The organism is Caballeronia novacaledonica (assembly GCF_900258035.1).
Taxonomy (GTDB): Bacteria; Pseudomonadota; Gammaproteobacteria; order Burkholderiales; family Burkholderiaceae; genus Caballeronia; species Caballeronia novacaledonica.
In genome coordinates this window covers 178,356-192,303 of sequence record NZ_OGTP01000008.1, presented here as the reverse complement: position 1 = coordinate 192,303, position 13,948 = coordinate 178,356, and the positions used below count along the sequence as shown (strand labels likewise).

Sequence of the window (13,948 nt, the reverse complement as noted above, 5' to 3'; positions counted from 1 at the left end):
GATACCGACACCATGTTCGAACATATCGATGCCTACCCCGGCGACCCGATTCTGTCGCTGAATGAAAACTTCCAGAAGGACCCGCGCACCAACAAGGTCAACCTGAGCATCGGCATCTACTTCGACGACGAAGGCCGCCTGCCCGTGATGCAGGCGGTGCGCGAAGCGGAACTGTCGATCCTGAAGAATCTCGGACCGAAGCCTTACTTGCCGATGGCCGGTTTCGCGCATTATCGCGACGTCGTGCAGTCGCTCGTGTTCGGCAACGACAGCCCGGCGCGCGCGGACGGCCGCATCGCGAGCGTGCAGACGCTCGGCGGCTCGGGCGCGCTGAAGGTCGGCGCGGATTTCATCAAGCGCTATTTCCCGCAATCGAAAGTGTGGGTGAGCGACCCGACGTGGGAGAACCATCGTTTCATCTTCGAGCGCGCCGGGTTCGAAGTGAACACGTATCCGTATTACGACGAAGCCACCGGCGGCCTGCGCTTCGACGCGATGCTCGAAGCCATCGACAAGCTGCCCGCGAAGAGCGTCGTCCTGCTGCACGCGTGCTGCCATAACCCGACGGGCGTGGATCTCGATCAGCCGCAATGGCTGAAGGTCATCGACGTGCTGGAAAAGCGCGATCTGCTGCCGTTCGTCGACATGGCGTATCAGGGCTTCGGCGCGGGTCTGGACGACGATGCGTTCGCCGTGCGCGAACTCGCGCGCCGTGGCGTGCCGGCGTTCATCGCGAATTCGTTCTCGAAGAATTTCTCGCTGTACGGCGAGCGTTGCGGCGGCCTGCACGTCATAAGCGACGATGCCGCCGAAGCCGATCGCGTGCTCGGCCAGTTGACGAGCGCGGTGCGCGCGAACTACAGCAATCCGCCGACGCACGGCGCGAAAATCGTCACGCACGTGCTGAACACGCCCGAACTGAAACAATCGTGGGAACGGGAACTCGCTTCGATGTGCCAGCGCATCGCGCGCATGCGCCAGGCGATCCACGACGGCCTGAAAGATCACGTGCGCGGCGAAATGCTCACGCGTTACATCAGGCAGCGCGGCATGTTCACGTACACGGGTCTCGTCGCGGATCAGGCGGACCGGCTCAAGGAGGAATTCGGCGTGTATATCCTGCGCTCGGGCCGCATGTGCGTCGCGGGTCTGAACGACAGCAACGTGCAGACCGTCGCCGATGCGATCGGCAAGGTGCTCGCAACGAAGTAAGCACTACAGCGCGGGACAGGACAGCACTTTCTGCGGCGGCAGGCTGCCCGGTCCCGTGTCGACTTTCGTGCCGCGCGGCGGCGTCAGGATAAGCCGCGCGCTGGTCGCGCTTTCATTCGCGAGCACATACAGGTCGCCGCTTCCCTCCGGCTGCCAGTACACGCGATACACCTCGCCGTCCTTGTAGATATGCAGCGCGCCGTGCCGCACGGCGCCGCCCCGCCAGAAATTCACGCTTTCTCCCTCGCGCAGCGCGATCATGCCGCCTTGCCCGTTGGTTGCGCTTTCGAGCGTGCCGCAGACGGCGTCGTCGGCGTGTGCGTGCAGACGGCCAGCGCCGCCGCGCAGAGAAACATCGTTTCGCGATTCATCGACATTCGGCTCCCAGGAAAATGGCGCGTGCGCCGTCCCGCGCTCATCGCAAGATATGCGCCGACGTTCCTCCGCGCGTGTGCTACTTTGAATGAAACAGCCTTCGATCGCGGAGGGCCTCATGACTGTGATCGCACCGGACGAAAGAGCGGATTTCCTCGCGATTCTCGCGCGCCATCGGCTCGACGAAAGCGATTTTCTCGTGCAGGAAGGCGGCGCGTCCGATGTCGTGGACGACGTTTATCCGTTGCAGGGCGTCATCACCATCACGCGACGTTCCACGCTGAAAGAACGCGAATATCGCATCGGACACGGCACGCAATGGACCGCCGCGTTCGAAAAGGATTTGAACAAAGGCGTGTTCGGCTGAACGAGCGCGCCGCATGCAGGTTTTTTCACGCACTTTTTGAAGCGGAGCACGCGATGAGACCGACCGAATTCAAATCGTTCAAGGCGCATGTCGCGATGCTGCTGCGCGATCTGCCGCGCGGCATGACCGCCGATCTGACCGACGTCGCCGTCGCGTACTGGAACGGCACGCAAGTGGTCGGCGCGTATCTGCGCGACAACGGCCGCATCGACGAGGATTTCGATTTCGACGAAAACGCGTGGGGAAACTGGAGCGACGAATTCCTGAAGTGGTTCGATGCCCCGCGTTTTTCCGAACGCGCCGACCTGAAAGCGGCGTTCGTCTCCGGCGTCATGCCCGCGAATGCGTGCGGCGGACTCTGGCCGAGGCCGCTCTGAATCGAAGGCGCGCGCCTTTTCCCCGGAAGTCATCTGTAAGCACGCCTCGCACGCGTCATCTCTCGCCGAACGGCACAGCGATTGCTCCCACCCACGACGCGACAACGTCCGAACCACGACCGCGCGGCGGCCGTGTTCCGCCATTCATCGTCACGGAGGTTTCAGCATGGCTGGCAACGGAAGACTTCATCCGCTCACGTTCTTCACGGCCGTCGTGTTCATCGTCATCGGCGCGTTGCTGGCGGCGGGCGGTGCGTATCTCGTCACGCTGAAAGGATCGTGGTACTACGCGATCGCGGGCGCGGCCATCGTCCTGACCGGGCTTCTGCTGCTGATACGGCGGCGTTCCGCGCTGCTGCTGTTCGCGCTCGTGTTGTTCGGCTCGACGATCTGGGCCGTGTTCGAAGTGCATTTCGACTTCTGGCAACTCATGCCGCGCCTGTGGATCTGGGTGCTGCTCGGAATCTGGCTGCTGATTCCGTTCGTGCATCGCGGCGCGCTGTTCGGTCCGCCTGCGACCGCGCGCGCGGTGCGCACGCCGCTCGCCGCCGCGATCGTGCTCGCGCTGCTGCTCGGCATCGGCACGTATTTCATCGATCCGCACGACCAGCCGGGGCGTATCGACGTGAATGTGGCCGCCGACGCCAATCAGGCCGATGCCAACGCCGCGACCGGCCGCGCGCCGGGCGACTGGACCGACTACGGCGGCTCGCCGCTCGCGCAGCGTTACGCGCCGCTCGCGCAGATCACGCCGGAGAACGCGCATCAGTTGAAAGTGGCGTGGACGTATCGCACCGGCGACATGCCCGGCCCCGGCGACCCGACCGAAACCACCGACGAAAATACGCCGCTCAAGGTCGGCGACACGATCTTCCTGTGCACGCCGCACAGCAAGGTGATCGCGCTCGATGCGGCGAGCGGCAAGGAAAAATGGCGCTTCGATCCGCAGATTCAGAGCCCGATCGGCTTCAAGCATTGGGAGCATATGACCTGCCGTGGCGTCGCTTATTACGATGCCGCGATGCATCCGATGCCCGCCGAGGCTGCGGCGGCATCCGCGCCGGCTGCATCGTCCGCGCCGGCAGCATCGTCCGATACCGAGGCGCAGGCCGCGTCCGAACCGGCGGCGGCATCCGAGCCCGCCGCGCCCGTGCAGACGCCCGCGCAAACCACGGCGCTCGCCGAATGCCCGCGCCGCCTGTTTCTTCCGACCGCCGACGCCCGCCTGATCGCCCTCGACGCGGAAACCGGCAAACCGTGCACGAGCTTCGGCAAGAACGGCGCGATCGATCTGCGCGCGAACATCGGCCCGTTCACGCCGGGCGGCTATTACTCGACGTCGCCGCCGGCGCTGTTCCGCAATCTCGTGATCGTCGGCGGCCACGTGACCGACAACGAATCGAACAACGAGCCTTCGGGCGTGATCCGCGCGTTCGACGTCAACGACGGCCATCTCGTCTGGAACTGGGACCCGGGCAATCCGGACGCCACCGAGCCGATCGCGGCGGGCGGCACGTACGTCCGCAATTCGCCGAACATGTGGTCGATGTTCAGCGTCGACGAGAAGCGCGGCATGATCTATCTGCCGATGGGCAATCAGACGCCCGACCAGTGGGGCGGCGGACGCACGCCGCAGGCGGAGAAGTACGCGGCGGGCCTCGTCGCGCTCGATGCCGCGACGGGCAAGGCGCGCTGGAACTATCAGTTCACGCACCACGATCTGTGGGACATGGACGTCGGCGGGCAGCCGACGCTCGTCGACCTGCAGACGGCGCAGGGCACGCAGCCGGCGGTGATCGCATCGACGAAACAGGGCAGCATTTACGTGCTGAATCGCGAAACCGGGCAGCCGATCGTGCCGATCAGCGAGGTGCCGGTGCCGCAGGGCGCGGCGAAGGGCGATCACAGCGCGCCGACGCAGGCGGTTTCCGCGCTCAACTTCAATCCGCCGCACGTGAAGGAAGCGGACATGTGGGGCACGACGCCGTTCGATCAGCTCTGGTGCCGCGTCAAGTTCAGGAGCCTGCGTTACGACGGGCCGTTCACGCCGCCGTCGGAGCAGGGAACGCTGGTGTTTCCGGGCAATTTCGGCGTGTTCGACTGGGGCGGAATTTCGGTCGATCCGGTGCGGCAGATTCTGATCGCGAATCCGGATTACATGGCGTTCACGTCGAAGCTGATTCCGCGCGAGAAGCTCCAGGAAGGCGCCACGAGCACGAGCGAGACGAGCGGCATCAAGCAGGCGCGCGGCACGCCGTTCGCCTATGAAATCAGCGCGTTTCTCTCACCGCTCGGGATTCCGTGTCAGGCGCCGCCGTGGGGCTACATGGCGGGCGTCGATCTGCGCACGAACAAGATCGCGTGGATGCACAAGAACGGCACGATCGTCGACAGCGCGCCGTTGCCGATTCCCATGCCGCTCGGCGTGCCGAGCCTCGGCGGGACGATCGTGACGGCGGGCGGCGTCGCGTTCCTGACGGGCACGCTCGATCAATACGTGCGCGCGTACGACGTGCGCGACGGCAAGAAACTGTGGGAAGCGCGTCTGCCGGCTGGCGGGCAGTCCACGCCGATGAGCTACGCCGACGCGAGCGGCAAGCAATACGTGCTCGTGACGGCGGGCGGTCACGGCTCGCTCGGCACGAAGGCGGGCGATTACGTGATCGCCTACACGCTGCCATGAGCGATGAACAAGGCGCGGGAATATTCTCCCGCGCCGGCACGTTACGTTCGACGATAGGCCTCGGCCATCAGCGCGCTGACCTTGGCGCGTGCGATGAGCGCGTCGCGCGTGGCGGCGCGCACTTTCGCGGCGATGAAGGAAACGAGAGCGATTGGCGTGGCGGCGATGATTCCCATGGCGGACTCCGTACTAGGGTAACTAACTAGGTAATAACCCTAGGTTAGCACATTGTGATGCATTGCAACAAATTCTTTGCGCGCGAACGTGAATCGCCGCGTCGTCCCGTCTCACGCTGGGGAGCAGGCAATGAAGATGCGGTTCCTGACTTTGGTCGCGGCGGCCGGCGTGACGCTCGCGGTCGCGATTATCGGTGCGTGCAGCGGCGGCGGCGGGTCCAGCACTGACAGCTCGGCGGCGAGCGGCAGCAGTGCGCCTGCCGCGGCTTCGAGTCCGTCGAGCGCGTCGGCGCCTGCTGCGGCTTCGAGTCCACCGGGCGCGTCGGCGCCTGCCGTCGCGTCGTCGATGGACGTCGCAACCTGGCACAACGACATCGCCCGCACCGGCCAGCAGCTTGCGGAAACCGTCCTCACGCCCGCGAACGTCGCTTCGAGCACGTTCGGCAAGCTCGCGATGTTTTCCGTCGACGGCGCCGTCGATGCCCAGCCGCTTTTCCTGAAAGCCGTCCCGATCGCGGGTGGCACGCACAACGTGGTGTATGTCGCGACGGAAAACGCCAGCGTCTACGCCTTCGACGCCGACACCGGCACTGTTCTCTGGAAAGTCTCGACGCTCGGCAACGGCGAAACGCCCAGCGACGACCACAAGTGCACGCAGATCACGCCGACTATCGGCGTCACGGCGACGCCGGTCATCGACCGTTCGCGCGGCCCGAATGGCGCGATGTACGTCGTCGGCATGTCGAAGGACGCGTCGGGCGGCTATCACCAGCGCATGCACGCGCTCGACCTCACGACCGGCGCCGAACTCTTCAACGGCCCGACCGAAATCCGCGCGACGTATCCCGGCAACGGCGCGGGCAGCCAGAACGGCACGCTCACGTTCGATCCGGGCCAGTACGCCGAGCGCGCGGCGTTGCTGCTGCTGAACGGCGTCGTCTATACCGCGTGGACGTCGCACTGCGATTTCATGCCGTACACCGGCTGGGTGATGGGTTACGACGCGAACACGCTGCAGCAGGCGAGCGTGCTGAACGTCACGCCGAACGGACAGATGGGCTCGATCTGGATGAGCGGCGCGGGCCTCGCGTCGGACGGCGCGGCGATTTTCTTCCTCGACGCGAACGGCACCTTCGATCCGACGCAAAACGCGCAGGAAATGCCCATCAACGGCAATTTCGGCAATGGTTTCTTGAGGCTCGATACGTCGCCGCTCAGGGTGCAGGACTATTTCGAGCCTTCGAACACGGTGCAGGAATCGAATCAGGACGAGGATCTGGGCTCCGGCGGCGCGATGGTTCTCCCCGATTTCACCGATGCGAGCGGCGCGGTCCGGCAGCTCGCGATCGGCGCGGGCAAGAACGCGACGATCTACGTCGTGAACCGCTCGTCGATGGGCAAATTCGATTCGAACGCGGATCACATCTATCAGGAACTCGTCGGCCAGATTCGCGGCGCGATGTTCGGCGCGCCGGCGTATTTCAACAACACGGTCTATTTCGGCGCGGTCGGCGACAGCATCAGGGCTTTTTCGGTGACGAACGCCGTGCTGTCGGGAGCCTCGACGAGCCAGACATCGAACACTTTCGGCTTTCCCGGCGCGACGCCGAGCATTTCCGCGAACGGCACGTCGAACGGCATCTTGTGGGCGGCGCAGAACGGTACGACCGGCGCGCTGCGCGCATACGACGCGGCCAATCTCGCCCGCCAGCTCTACAGCAGCAACGACGCCGGCGCGCGCGACCAGTTCGGCCAGGGCAACAAGTTCATCACGCCGATGATCGCGAACGGCAAGGTGTATGTCGGCACGAAAAACGGCGTCGCCGTGTTCGGCTTATTGCCGAAATAAGACGGAAACGCGGTGCATCATGCTGATTTCACCTATCGACGCAGCCAGCGCGAGCCGGCCGACGGCGGTTACGGCGCGACCTTCATCACCGTGAAGGTGGCGTGCGATCACGAGCGCACCGAATCGATCCGCGATCTCGTCGATGCGCATCGCCGGTTGCAGGGCGGCGTGCTGCGATTTCTCTCGCTCTTCGACGACGCGCGCCCGAGCGTCGCCCGCAACGCGCATGAGCCGCTCGAAGTGCTCGTCGGCGTGCTGGAGAAGAAGGCGCGCGCATGCGAGAGCTGTGCGCGGCCGTGCAGGCGGCGCGGGTGGCGGCGCGCCAGCGTGACTGGCTTTTCTTCGATTCCTTCGGCACCGACGAACCCGCGTTGCGGGCCGCCGCGAGCGCGCTGGAGCGGCTGGACGCGACGCTCGTCGGATTGTGCGTCGAGCATGTGCTGCGCGCGAACGCCTTGCCGGGCGCGAAGCCGCGCATGCGACGCGGCTAGACCGGCGGATTCACCTTCGGCGGCACGGCATCGAGTTGCCAAAACACGCTGACTTCGGCCCGGATGCCGACGCGCTCATCCTTGGTATCCCGCGAAGCGCCAATGCTACGTTCGCGTGAAAACCGCATCCGCCTTGATGCGTATCGTTCGCCAGAGCTCTCCGTTAATTTTCGTGCCGTTACGCGGTATCGGTATCACCATTTTCCGGCAATACTCGACGCATAAGGCATCGCGCGCCTTGTCGCCGCTACTTGAAAGGATGCTCACCCGCTCGGCGTTGCCCCGGCGGTTGAAAAATACTTTGAGAAAGGCATCGCGGAATTTGCTGGTTTCGTCCATGGTCCAGAGTCTACGGGTGTTCGCCGTGATCAAACGGGCATGCGAACGTCCGGTCGATCTCGCTGGATATTAGCAGGTCGAGGCGTCCCCCTCGACCCTGGTCACGTCTTCACATATTCAGACGCGGCTAGACCGGCGGATTCACCCTCGGCGGCACGGCATCGAGTTGCCGGAACACGCTCAGCCAGTCTTCGAGATGCCAGGTTTTCGACACCAGTCCGTCGCGCAGTTCGTGAAACGAATGAATCGCGAAGCGGATCGGCTTTTTCGTCGCGGCGATGCCCAGGAGCGGCCCGGATTGCGTGCCGCTGACTTCGGCCCGGATGCCGACGCGATCGTCCTGCACCAGCATGTCGAGAATCTCGATGCGCATGTCGGGCAGCGCGGTCGTGAGATCTTCGAAGATGGGGATCATCTGGTCCGGACCGGGTTGTTGTCCCGGCGGCTCGGGAAGGTATTCCCAGTCGGGTGTGACGGCCTGCCGCAAGAGCGCGACGTCCTTCGTGGAAAACGCGCGATAGAGACGCTCGACCGCTTCGCGCGCGGCCGATTGAGGCGGTTGAGCTGCCGGCATGGTGCCTCCTTCTCGGTGCTGTCTGCATGAGGTGGGAACGGCGGCATTGCCCGCTCACTGTACCGCAAGCGGTCGCATGAACGCAGGAACGGTCATCGAACCATGTTAAAATTACGGTTCTTCGCTGGGGAGTAGCCGGCTTTTCCGCAATGGAAAAGCGCCCATGTCAACACGCTCGGTCGTTCAGACCGTGGCATGGGCAACCATCACAGGTTGGCAAGACCATCGACAGAATTCGCGACCGGTCGGGCGCGCGTTCTGTCGTTCCATCTTGCCCGACCTGAGCGCTACCCGATGAACGTCGCTTCCACAATATTTCTAGCCTTCGCCATGTCCACCGACGCATTCGCCGCCGCCGTCGGCAAAGGCGCCACCCTGCACAAACCGCGTATCGCGGAAGCGTTGAAGACCGGCGTGATCTTCGGCGTGATCGAGGCGCTGACGCCGCTCGTCGGCTGGGCGCTCGGCAAAGCGGCCGCCCAGTACGTGACGGCCTGGGACCACTGGATCGCGTTCGGCCTGCTGTTCCTGCTCGGCGCGCGCATGATCCGCGAAGGCTTCAGCGAAGCCGCCCACGACGAGGAAAAACCCAACTCGCATTCGTTCTGGGTCCTCGCGCTCACCGGCTTTGCGACCAGCATCGACGCGATGGCGGTCGGCGCGGGCCTCGCTTTCATCGATGTCGATATTTTCTCGACGGCCGCGAGCATCGGCTTCGCGACCATGCTGATGGTGACGATCGGCGTGATGGTCGGGCGGCTCGTCGGCGCGACCATCGGCAAGCGGGCGGAAATCGTCGGCGGGCTGATTCTGATCGGCGTCGGCAGCGTCATTCTGGCCGAGCATCTCGGCTATCTGCGCTGAGCATGCGCGCCCTGTCGCCGCGCGGCGTGAAGACCGCGAGCGCGGCGGCGACGATGAAAAGCGCGGGGACATCGCCTGCCAGGTGGCCGAGATGCCCCGCGCCGCCGAACGATTGCACGGCCATGATCGCGCCGTGCACGACACTCGACCACACCGTGAACCAGATGAGGCTCAGATGCCGCATCGGTTCGCGCGATGCGATGAGCAGGAACACGCCGAGCGTCGCATAGATGCCGACGATCATCAGCGCATATTCGGAGCGGCCCGCGTGGCCGCTTTCCCACGCCCATCCAGAAGGCCAGAGCAGCATCAGCGGCCCGAGGCCGAACAGTGCGATCAGCCCAACAATGACAAGCACGATGCGCAGACAGGCGAGACGGCGGGCGTCGTTCATGGCGTAGTCCTCGGCGGCGACATGAGCGACACAATACCGTGAAGCGCGCTCGAACGGCGTTGAAGTCGGCAGGTGTTTCGTCCAAAAATCGGCGCAAATAAAATAACAACCACTGCCGTTTGGTCGATACGATCCATCATTCCACTGCCTTCAACCCTTAATCCAGCACGTCATGCCACGTCCGATTTTCACGCGCATTCATCTCGACGCCGTTCGTCAGAATCTTCAGTTCGTCAAACGCATGGCGCCGTCCTCGCGCGTCTGGTCCGTCATCAAGGCGAATGCCTACGGTCACGGCATCGAGCGCATCTATCCGGCGCTCGCGGAAGCCGACGGCATCGCGCTGCTCGATCTCGACGAAGCCGTGCGCGTGCGCGAACTCGGCTGGCAGAAGCCGATCCTGCTGCTCGAAGGCATTTTCGAGCCTGCGGACGTCGAGACGGCGGATCGTCATCGCCTGACGGTGACGGTGCATTGCGACGAACAACTCGCGCTGCTGAAGGCGGCGCGGCCGAACGAGCGCATCGACATTCAGTTGAAAATGAACTCGGGCATGAACCGGCTCGGGTTCCGGCCGGGCGAATACGAGACGGCGTGGGAACGTGCGTCGGAGATCGCGGCGGTCGGCTCCATCGGCCTGATGAGTCACTTCGCGAACGCGGACGATGGCGCGATCGACTGGCAAATCGACGAATTCGATGCCGCCACGCGCAACCTTCCCGGCACGCGCTCGCTGTCGAATTCGGCGGCGGTGCTGTGGCATCCGCGCGCGCATCGCGACTGGGTGCGGCCCGGCACGATCCTCTACGGCGCATCGCCGACGGGCCGCATGCGCAACATCGAAGGCTTCCCCTTGCGCGCGGCGATGACGCTCGAAAGCCGCATCATCGGCGTGCAGACGCTCGCGCCGGGCGAGACGATCGGCTATGGCCGCACCTTCACGGCGGATCGCGCGATGCGCATCGGCGTGGTGGCGTGCGGCTACGCGGACGGCTATCCGCGCCACGCGCCGACGGGCACGCCCGTGATGATCGACGGCGTGCGCACGCGCATCGTCGGGCGTGTGTCGATGGACATGCTCACCGTCGATCTGACGCCCTGCCCGGCGGCGGGCATCGGATCGACGGCGGAACTCTGGGGCGAGCACGTCAGAGTGGACGAAGTGGCCGAGCCGTCCGGAACGATCGGCTACGAGTTGATGTGCGCGCTTGCGCGGCGCGTGCCGGTCGCCATCGACGCAGGCGTGCCGAATCAGCCCGAAGCGCATTCCGCTTGACCCTCACGTAGCGGAAGGTTCGAGCCTCCAACGTGCTCGCATGCTGCTGAAATGCGATCGACGAAGGCGCGACGCCGGATGACGCTCTTTCGCAGCTACGCGGGCGACGATCCGCGGACGCACGCGAAGATCCGATACGCGCTGCAGCCCGGACGCGCGGACATCTCACGCGCCCGACCGCCCGATCACGCCGGCGAGAATCTGAATGCCTCTGCGGATCTCATCGACCGGCACGCTCGCATAACCGAGGATCAAGCCAGCGGGACGATGCCGCCCGGCGCCGGCCGGCGCGGCATAAAGCGGCGACACCGGATAGACGCCCACGCCCTTCGCATGCGCGGCGGCGACGAGCGCGGCTTCATCGTTCGAATCGAGAAACGGCAACCATAGCGTGACGTGCAGCCCGGCGGCCGTGCCGGTCACCCGCGCGCTGCGCGGCAGCAAATGCGCGATGGCATCGAGCAACGCCGCGCGACGCCGCTCGTATTCGCGCCGCACGCGCCGCACGTGACGTTCATACGCGCCGCTCTCGATCAGCGCCGCGAGCACGCGCTGCTCGATGACCGCCGAGTGACGGTCGCTCAACCTTTTGGCGCGTCGGAACACGGGCACGAGATCGTGCGGCAGGATCATGTAGCCGAGCCGGAGATGCGGCGAAAGCGCCTTCGAGAAAGTGCCGATGTAGATCACGCGGCCATTCGAATCGATCGATTGCAATGCGTCGATCGGGCGCTGGCCGTAGCGAAACTCGCCGTCGTAGTCGTCCTCGATGATCCAGGCGTCGTGCCGTTGCGCCCAGTCGAGCAGTTCGAGCCGCCGTCTTACCGGCAGCACGCCACCCAACGGAAACTGATGCGACGGCGTCACGTACGCGAGCCGCGCGCGGCCGTCGGCGGGGAGAAGGCGCGTGTCGAGACCATGTTCGTCGACGGGAACCGGCAGCGGCACGCCGCCCGACGCCTCGAAGCAATGGCGCGCGATCAGATAGCCGGGGTCTTCGAACGCGAACGTATCGCCGGGATCGAGCAGGACGCGCGCGCACAGATCGAGCGCCTGCTGCGTGCCGTTCACGACGACAATCCGCTCGCTCTCGCAGACGAGTCCGCGCGCCCGGCCGAGATAGGCCTGCAACGCGCGCCGCAGCGAGGCATCGCCTTCGGGCGCGACGTAGTAAAGGCTGTCGGGCTGACGCAGCAACTCGGCCTGATACGCCCGCTTCCAGATGAGCGAAGGAAAGTCGCGCGCGGACACCGCGCCGTACAGGAAGTTGACGTCGCCTTTCTTCGGTTGATGGAGCGCGGGCATCGGCAGACCGGAAACGCGCTGGCCGTATGCCGAGAGCGCGGGCGCGATGCGTTCGGCGCGCGCGGGGCCGGGCGGCGCGCGCGGCACCGGCGGCGCGGCGACGCGTGCGACGCGCCCCGCCGACGTGACGAGGAAGCCTTCGGCCGCGAGCTGTTCGTAGGCGGCCGTGACCGTGGTGCGCGAGACGCCCAGATCGGCGGCCAGCGCGCGCGTCGATGGCGCGCACGCGCCTGCGGGCAATGTTCCATCGGCGATCTGGGCGCGCAGCAGATCGTAGATGCGTTGCCCCGTGCCGACCGCAGCCTTGTTCAACTGGACCATAAAAATCTAACGAAACTGGATCTTCTTATTGTGCCTGTTTCGCGCGATAGTGACGGAGTTCCGTCACCTTCCGTCGAGCATTCACGATGTATATCCCGCCGCACTTCGCAGAGACTCGTCCCGACGAACTCCATCGGATCATTCGCGCGTATCCGCTGGGCATTCTCGTCACGCAAGACGACGCCGGTCTCGACGCGAATCACATTCCGTTCGAGTTCGATCCCGATCGAGGCGCGCACGGGCTGCTCACGGCGCACGTCGCGCGCGCCAACGATATCTGGCAGCGCTGCCCGACCGGCACGCCTGTCATGGTGATCTTTCGCGGCGCCGAGGGCTACATCTCGCCGAACTGGTATCCGAGCAAGCACGAGGCGCATCGGCAGGTGCCGACCTGGAACTACGAGGTCGTGCATGCGCATGGCGTGCTCACCGTGCGCGACGACGAGCCGTTCGTGCGCGGCCTCGTCGCGCGCCTGACGCGGCGGCACGAGGCGAACGAGCCGAAGCCGTGGAAGATGGGCGACTCCGAGCCCGCGTTCATCGACGGCATGTTGCGAAATATCGTCGGCATCGAGATCGCTGTGACTTCGCTGGCGGGCAAATCGAAGCTGAGCCAGAACAAGGAGGCGCGCGATCGCATCAATGCCGCCGATACGTTGAAAGCGCGCGGACACGAAGCGCTGGCTCAGGCGATGTCGCGGGCCGGCACGCCATGACCTTCGCCGCGTTCCTGGTTGCGGCGATCATTCTTGCGATCACGCCCGGGCCGGGCATCGCTTATGTCGTCGCGCGCACGGTCGCCGGAGGGCGTTCCGAAGGCATGGCGTCGTGTCTCGGCACGGCGGCCGGCGGCCTGTTCCACGTCGCAGCGGCGGCGCTCGGCCTTTCGCTGCTGATCGCGCGCTCGGCGACGCTCTTTGGCGTCGTCAAGTACATCGGCGCCGCGTATCTGATCTATCTGGGCATTCGCCTTCTGCTGCGGAAGGACGAAGCCGCCGATGTCGCGCCGGTCGCATCGCACGGTGCGCGACGCGCCTTCCGCGAAGGCATTCTCGTCGAAGCGCTCAACGTCAAGACGGCGCTCTTCTTCCTCGCGTTCCTGCCGCAGTTCGTCTCGCCAGGGCAAGCGCTGATTCCGCAACTCGTGCTGCTCGGGAGCATTTGCGTGACGCTGAATACGCTCGTCGATGTGGGCGCGGTGCTCGCGGCTTCGCGTCTGCTCGAACCCGGTGCCGCACGTGCGGCGCGCGCGCGATTCCTTACGCGCACGTCGGGCTTGGTGATGCTCGGATTGGGCGGTTATCTGGCGCTCGCGCGCAGGGCGATCGCCGTTTAACGAGCGCGC

At 65.2% G+C, this 13,948-nt stretch carries 18 protein-coding genes and 1 riboswitch; of the genes, 10 read left to right on the top strand and 8 right to left on the bottom strand.

The features are described 5' to 3' along the window. Nucleotides 1-12: 12 nt before the first annotated feature. Complete coding sequence (locus NOV72_RS14430; RefSeq protein ID WP_106855271.1) at nucleotides 13-1,212, top strand: amino acid aminotransferase; 1,200 nt, start codon at nucleotides 13-15, stop codon at nucleotides 1,210-1,212. Between the two features lie 3 nt (nucleotides 1,213-1,215). On the opposite strand, the gene NOV72_RS32770 is transcribed toward NOV72_RS14430, so the two are convergent. Continuing rightward, on the bottom strand, nucleotides 1,216-1,446 hold the full coding sequence (locus NOV72_RS32770; protein WP_245933045.1) for a hypothetical protein: 231 nt from the start codon (nucleotides 1,444-1,446) through the stop codon (nucleotides 1,216-1,218). 259 nt (nucleotides 1,447-1,705) lie between these two features. On the opposite strand from NOV72_RS32770, the gene NOV72_RS14420 reads away from it, so the two are divergent. The 3 genes from NOV72_RS14420 to NOV72_RS14410 all read left to right on the top strand — a co-directional run bounded on the left by NOV72_RS14420 (nucleotide 1,706) and on the right by NOV72_RS14410 (nucleotide 5,014). Then, on the top strand, nucleotides 1,706-1,954 hold the full coding sequence (locus NOV72_RS14420) for a hypothetical protein (protein ID WP_106855345.1): 249 nt from the start codon (nucleotides 1,706-1,708) through the stop codon (nucleotides 1,952-1,954). Between the two features lie 53 nt (nucleotides 1,955-2,007). Next, complete coding sequence (locus NOV72_RS14415) at nucleotides 2,008-2,331, top strand: hypothetical protein (protein WP_106855270.1); 324 nt, start codon at nucleotides 2,008-2,010, stop codon at nucleotides 2,329-2,331. Nucleotides 2,332-2,497: 166 nt separating this feature from the next. Continuing rightward, complete coding sequence (locus NOV72_RS14410) at nucleotides 2,498-5,014, top strand: glucose/quinate/shikimate family membrane-bound PQQ-dependent dehydrogenase (protein ID WP_106855269.1); 2,517 nt, start codon at nucleotides 2,498-2,500, stop codon at nucleotides 5,012-5,014. Between the two features lie 41 nt (nucleotides 5,015-5,055). Here the strand turns inward: NOV72_RS14410 and NOV72_RS33005 are convergent, their stop codons facing one another. Then, nucleotides 5,056-5,190, bottom strand: coding sequence for a hypothetical protein (locus NOV72_RS33005; RefSeq protein WP_281261813.1), 135 nt, complete (start codon nucleotides 5,188-5,190; stop codon nucleotides 5,056-5,058). Nucleotides 5,191-5,301: 111 nt separating this feature from the next. Further along, nucleotides 5,302-5,565 carry a hypothetical protein gene (locus NOV72_RS32765; RefSeq protein ID WP_245933044.1) on the bottom strand — a complete coding sequence of 88 codons (264 nt, stop codon included), beginning with the start codon at nucleotides 5,563-5,565 and terminating at the stop codon, nucleotides 5,302-5,304. On the opposite strand from NOV72_RS32765, the gene NOV72_RS14405 reads away from it, so the two are divergent. Next, nucleotides 5,537-7,039 carry an outer membrane protein assembly factor BamB family protein gene (locus NOV72_RS14405; protein ID WP_245933043.1) on the top strand — a complete coding sequence of 501 codons (1,503 nt, stop codon included), beginning with the start codon at nucleotides 5,537-5,539 and terminating at the stop codon, nucleotides 7,037-7,039. The two genes, NOV72_RS32765 and NOV72_RS14405, sit on opposite strands and share 29 nt — an antisense overlap. On the opposite strand, the gene NOV72_RS32760 is transcribed toward NOV72_RS14405, so the two are convergent. Continuing rightward, nucleotides 7,025-7,267 (bottom strand): hypothetical protein, encoded by a 243-nt coding sequence (locus tag NOV72_RS32760; RefSeq protein ID WP_245933042.1) that lies wholly within the window; start codon nucleotides 7,265-7,267, stop codon nucleotides 7,025-7,027. The two genes, NOV72_RS14405 and NOV72_RS32760, sit on opposite strands and share 15 nt — an antisense overlap. A gap of 47 nt (nucleotides 7,268-7,314) precedes the next feature. Here NOV72_RS32760 and NOV72_RS32755 point away from each other — a divergent pair, with 47 nt between their 5' ends. Beyond that, entirely contained in the window at nucleotides 7,315-7,530 is a 216-nt protein-coding gene (locus NOV72_RS32755; RefSeq protein ID WP_245933041.1) for a hypothetical protein, read from the top strand. A gap of 105 nt (nucleotides 7,531-7,635) precedes the next feature. Here NOV72_RS32755 and NOV72_RS31975 read toward each other — a convergent pair whose 3' ends face one another. Together NOV72_RS31975 and NOV72_RS14395 are read right to left on the bottom strand one after the other, a co-directional pair. Then, nucleotides 7,636-7,869 carry a hypothetical protein gene (locus NOV72_RS31975; protein WP_146150004.1) on the bottom strand — a complete coding sequence of 78 codons (234 nt, stop codon included), beginning with the start codon at nucleotides 7,867-7,869 and terminating at the stop codon, nucleotides 7,636-7,638. Nucleotides 7,870-7,996: 127 nt separating this feature from the next. Then, nucleotides 7,997-8,443 (bottom strand): ester cyclase, encoded by a 447-nt coding sequence (locus NOV72_RS14395; RefSeq protein ID WP_106855267.1) that lies wholly within the window; start codon nucleotides 8,441-8,443, stop codon nucleotides 7,997-7,999. A 119-nt stretch (nucleotides 8,444-8,562) separates the two neighbouring features. After that, nucleotides 8,563-8,729: riboswitch (yybP-ykoY riboswitch) on the top strand. 8 nt (nucleotides 8,730-8,737) lie between these two features. On the opposite strand from NOV72_RS14395, the gene mntP reads away from it, so the two are divergent. Further along, complete coding sequence (mntP, locus tag NOV72_RS14390; RefSeq protein ID WP_106855266.1) at nucleotides 8,738-9,307, top strand: manganese efflux pump MntP; 570 nt, start codon at nucleotides 8,738-8,740, stop codon at nucleotides 9,305-9,307. Here the strand turns inward: mntP and NOV72_RS14385 are convergent. After that, nucleotides 9,273-9,701: a DUF6632 domain-containing protein gene (locus tag NOV72_RS14385; RefSeq protein ID WP_106855265.1), complete on the bottom strand. Its 429-nt coding sequence runs from the start codon at nucleotides 9,699-9,701 to the stop codon at nucleotides 9,273-9,275. The genes mntP and NOV72_RS14385 overlap by 35 nt on opposite strands. Nucleotides 9,702-9,873: 172 nt before the next feature. On the opposite strand from NOV72_RS14385, the gene alr reads away from it, so the two are divergent. After that, nucleotides 9,874-10,977 (top strand): alanine racemase, encoded by a 1,104-nt coding sequence (alr, locus tag NOV72_RS14380; protein ID WP_106855264.1) that lies wholly within the window; start codon nucleotides 9,874-9,876, stop codon nucleotides 10,975-10,977. Between the two features lie 165 nt (nucleotides 10,978-11,142). Here the strand turns inward: alr and pdxR are convergent, their stop codons facing one another. Continuing rightward, nucleotides 11,143-12,603 carry a MocR-like pyridoxine biosynthesis transcription factor PdxR gene (gene pdxR, locus NOV72_RS14375; RefSeq protein WP_106855263.1) on the bottom strand — a complete coding sequence of 487 codons (1,461 nt, stop codon included), beginning with the start codon at nucleotides 12,601-12,603 and terminating at the stop codon, nucleotides 11,143-11,145. A gap of 86 nt (nucleotides 12,604-12,689) precedes the next feature. On the opposite strand from pdxR, the gene NOV72_RS14370 reads away from it, so the two are divergent. Then, nucleotides 12,690-13,319, top strand: coding sequence for an FMN-binding negative transcriptional regulator (locus NOV72_RS14370; RefSeq protein ID WP_106855262.1), 630 nt, complete (start codon nucleotides 12,690-12,692; stop codon nucleotides 13,317-13,319). Then, nucleotides 13,316-13,939, top strand: a complete 624-nt coding sequence (locus NOV72_RS14365) for a LysE family translocator (protein ID WP_106855261.1) — start codon at nucleotides 13,316-13,318, stop codon at nucleotides 13,937-13,939. The genes NOV72_RS14370 and NOV72_RS14365 overlap by 4 nt, the downstream gene beginning before the upstream one ends. The last annotated feature ends 9 nt before the right edge of the window (nucleotides 13,940-13,948 follow it).

What these genes read in the sequence shown, in the direction of transcription:
- NOV72_RS14430 (WP_106855271.1), top strand. Translation starts at nt 13, where the DNA reads ATGTTCGAACATATCGATGCCTACCCCGGCGACCCGATTCTGTCGCTG.
- NOV72_RS14420 (WP_106855345.1), top strand. Translation starts at nt 1,706, where the DNA reads ATGACTGTGATCGCACCGGACGAAAGAGCGGATTTCCTCGCGATTCTC.
- NOV72_RS14415 (WP_106855270.1), top strand. Translation starts at nt 2,008, where the DNA reads ATGAGACCGACCGAATTCAAATCGTTCAAGGCGCATGTCGCGATGCTG.
- NOV72_RS14410 (WP_106855269.1), top strand. Translation starts at nt 2,498, where the DNA reads ATGGCTGGCAACGGAAGACTTCATCCGCTCACGTTCTTCACGGCCGTC.
- NOV72_RS33005 (WP_281261813.1), bottom strand. Translation starts at nt 5,190, where the DNA reads ATGGGAATCATCGCCGCCACGCCAATCGCTCTCGTTTCCTTCATCGCC.
- NOV72_RS14405 (WP_245933043.1), top strand. Translation starts at nt 5,537, where the DNA reads ATGGACGTCGCAACCTGGCACAACGACATCGCCCGCACCGGCCAGCAG.
- NOV72_RS32765 (WP_245933044.1), bottom strand. Translation starts at nt 5,565, where the DNA reads ATGTCGTTGTGCCAGGTTGCGACGTCCATCGACGACGCGACGGCAGGC.
- NOV72_RS32760 (WP_245933042.1), bottom strand. Translation starts at nt 7,267, where the DNA reads ATGCGCGTTGCGGGCGACGCTCGGGCGCGCGTCGTCGAAGAGCGAGAG.
- NOV72_RS32755 (WP_245933041.1), top strand. Translation starts at nt 7,315, where the DNA reads ATGCGAGAGCTGTGCGCGGCCGTGCAGGCGGCGCGGGTGGCGGCGCGC.
- NOV72_RS31975 (WP_146150004.1), bottom strand. Translation starts at nt 7,869, where the DNA reads ATGGACGAAACCAGCAAATTCCGCGATGCCTTTCTCAAAGTATTTTTC.
- NOV72_RS14395 (WP_106855267.1), bottom strand. Translation starts at nt 8,443, where the DNA reads ATGCCGGCAGCTCAACCGCCTCAATCGGCCGCGCGCGAAGCGGTCGAG.
- mntP (WP_106855266.1), top strand. Translation starts at nt 8,738, where the DNA reads ATGAACGTCGCTTCCACAATATTTCTAGCCTTCGCCATGTCCACCGAC.
- NOV72_RS14385 (WP_106855265.1), bottom strand. Translation starts at nt 9,701, where the DNA reads ATGAACGACGCCCGCCGTCTCGCCTGTCTGCGCATCGTGCTTGTCATT.
- alr (WP_106855264.1), top strand. Translation starts at nt 9,874, where the DNA reads ATGCCACGTCCGATTTTCACGCGCATTCATCTCGACGCCGTTCGTCAG.
- pdxR (WP_106855263.1), bottom strand. Translation starts at nt 12,603, where the DNA reads ATGGTCCAGTTGAACAAGGCTGCGGTCGGCACGGGGCAACGCATCTAC.
- NOV72_RS14370 (WP_106855262.1), top strand. Translation starts at nt 12,690, where the DNA reads ATGTATATCCCGCCGCACTTCGCAGAGACTCGTCCCGACGAACTCCAT.
- NOV72_RS14365 (WP_106855261.1), top strand. Translation starts at nt 13,316, where the DNA reads ATGACCTTCGCCGCGTTCCTGGTTGCGGCGATCATTCTTGCGATCACG.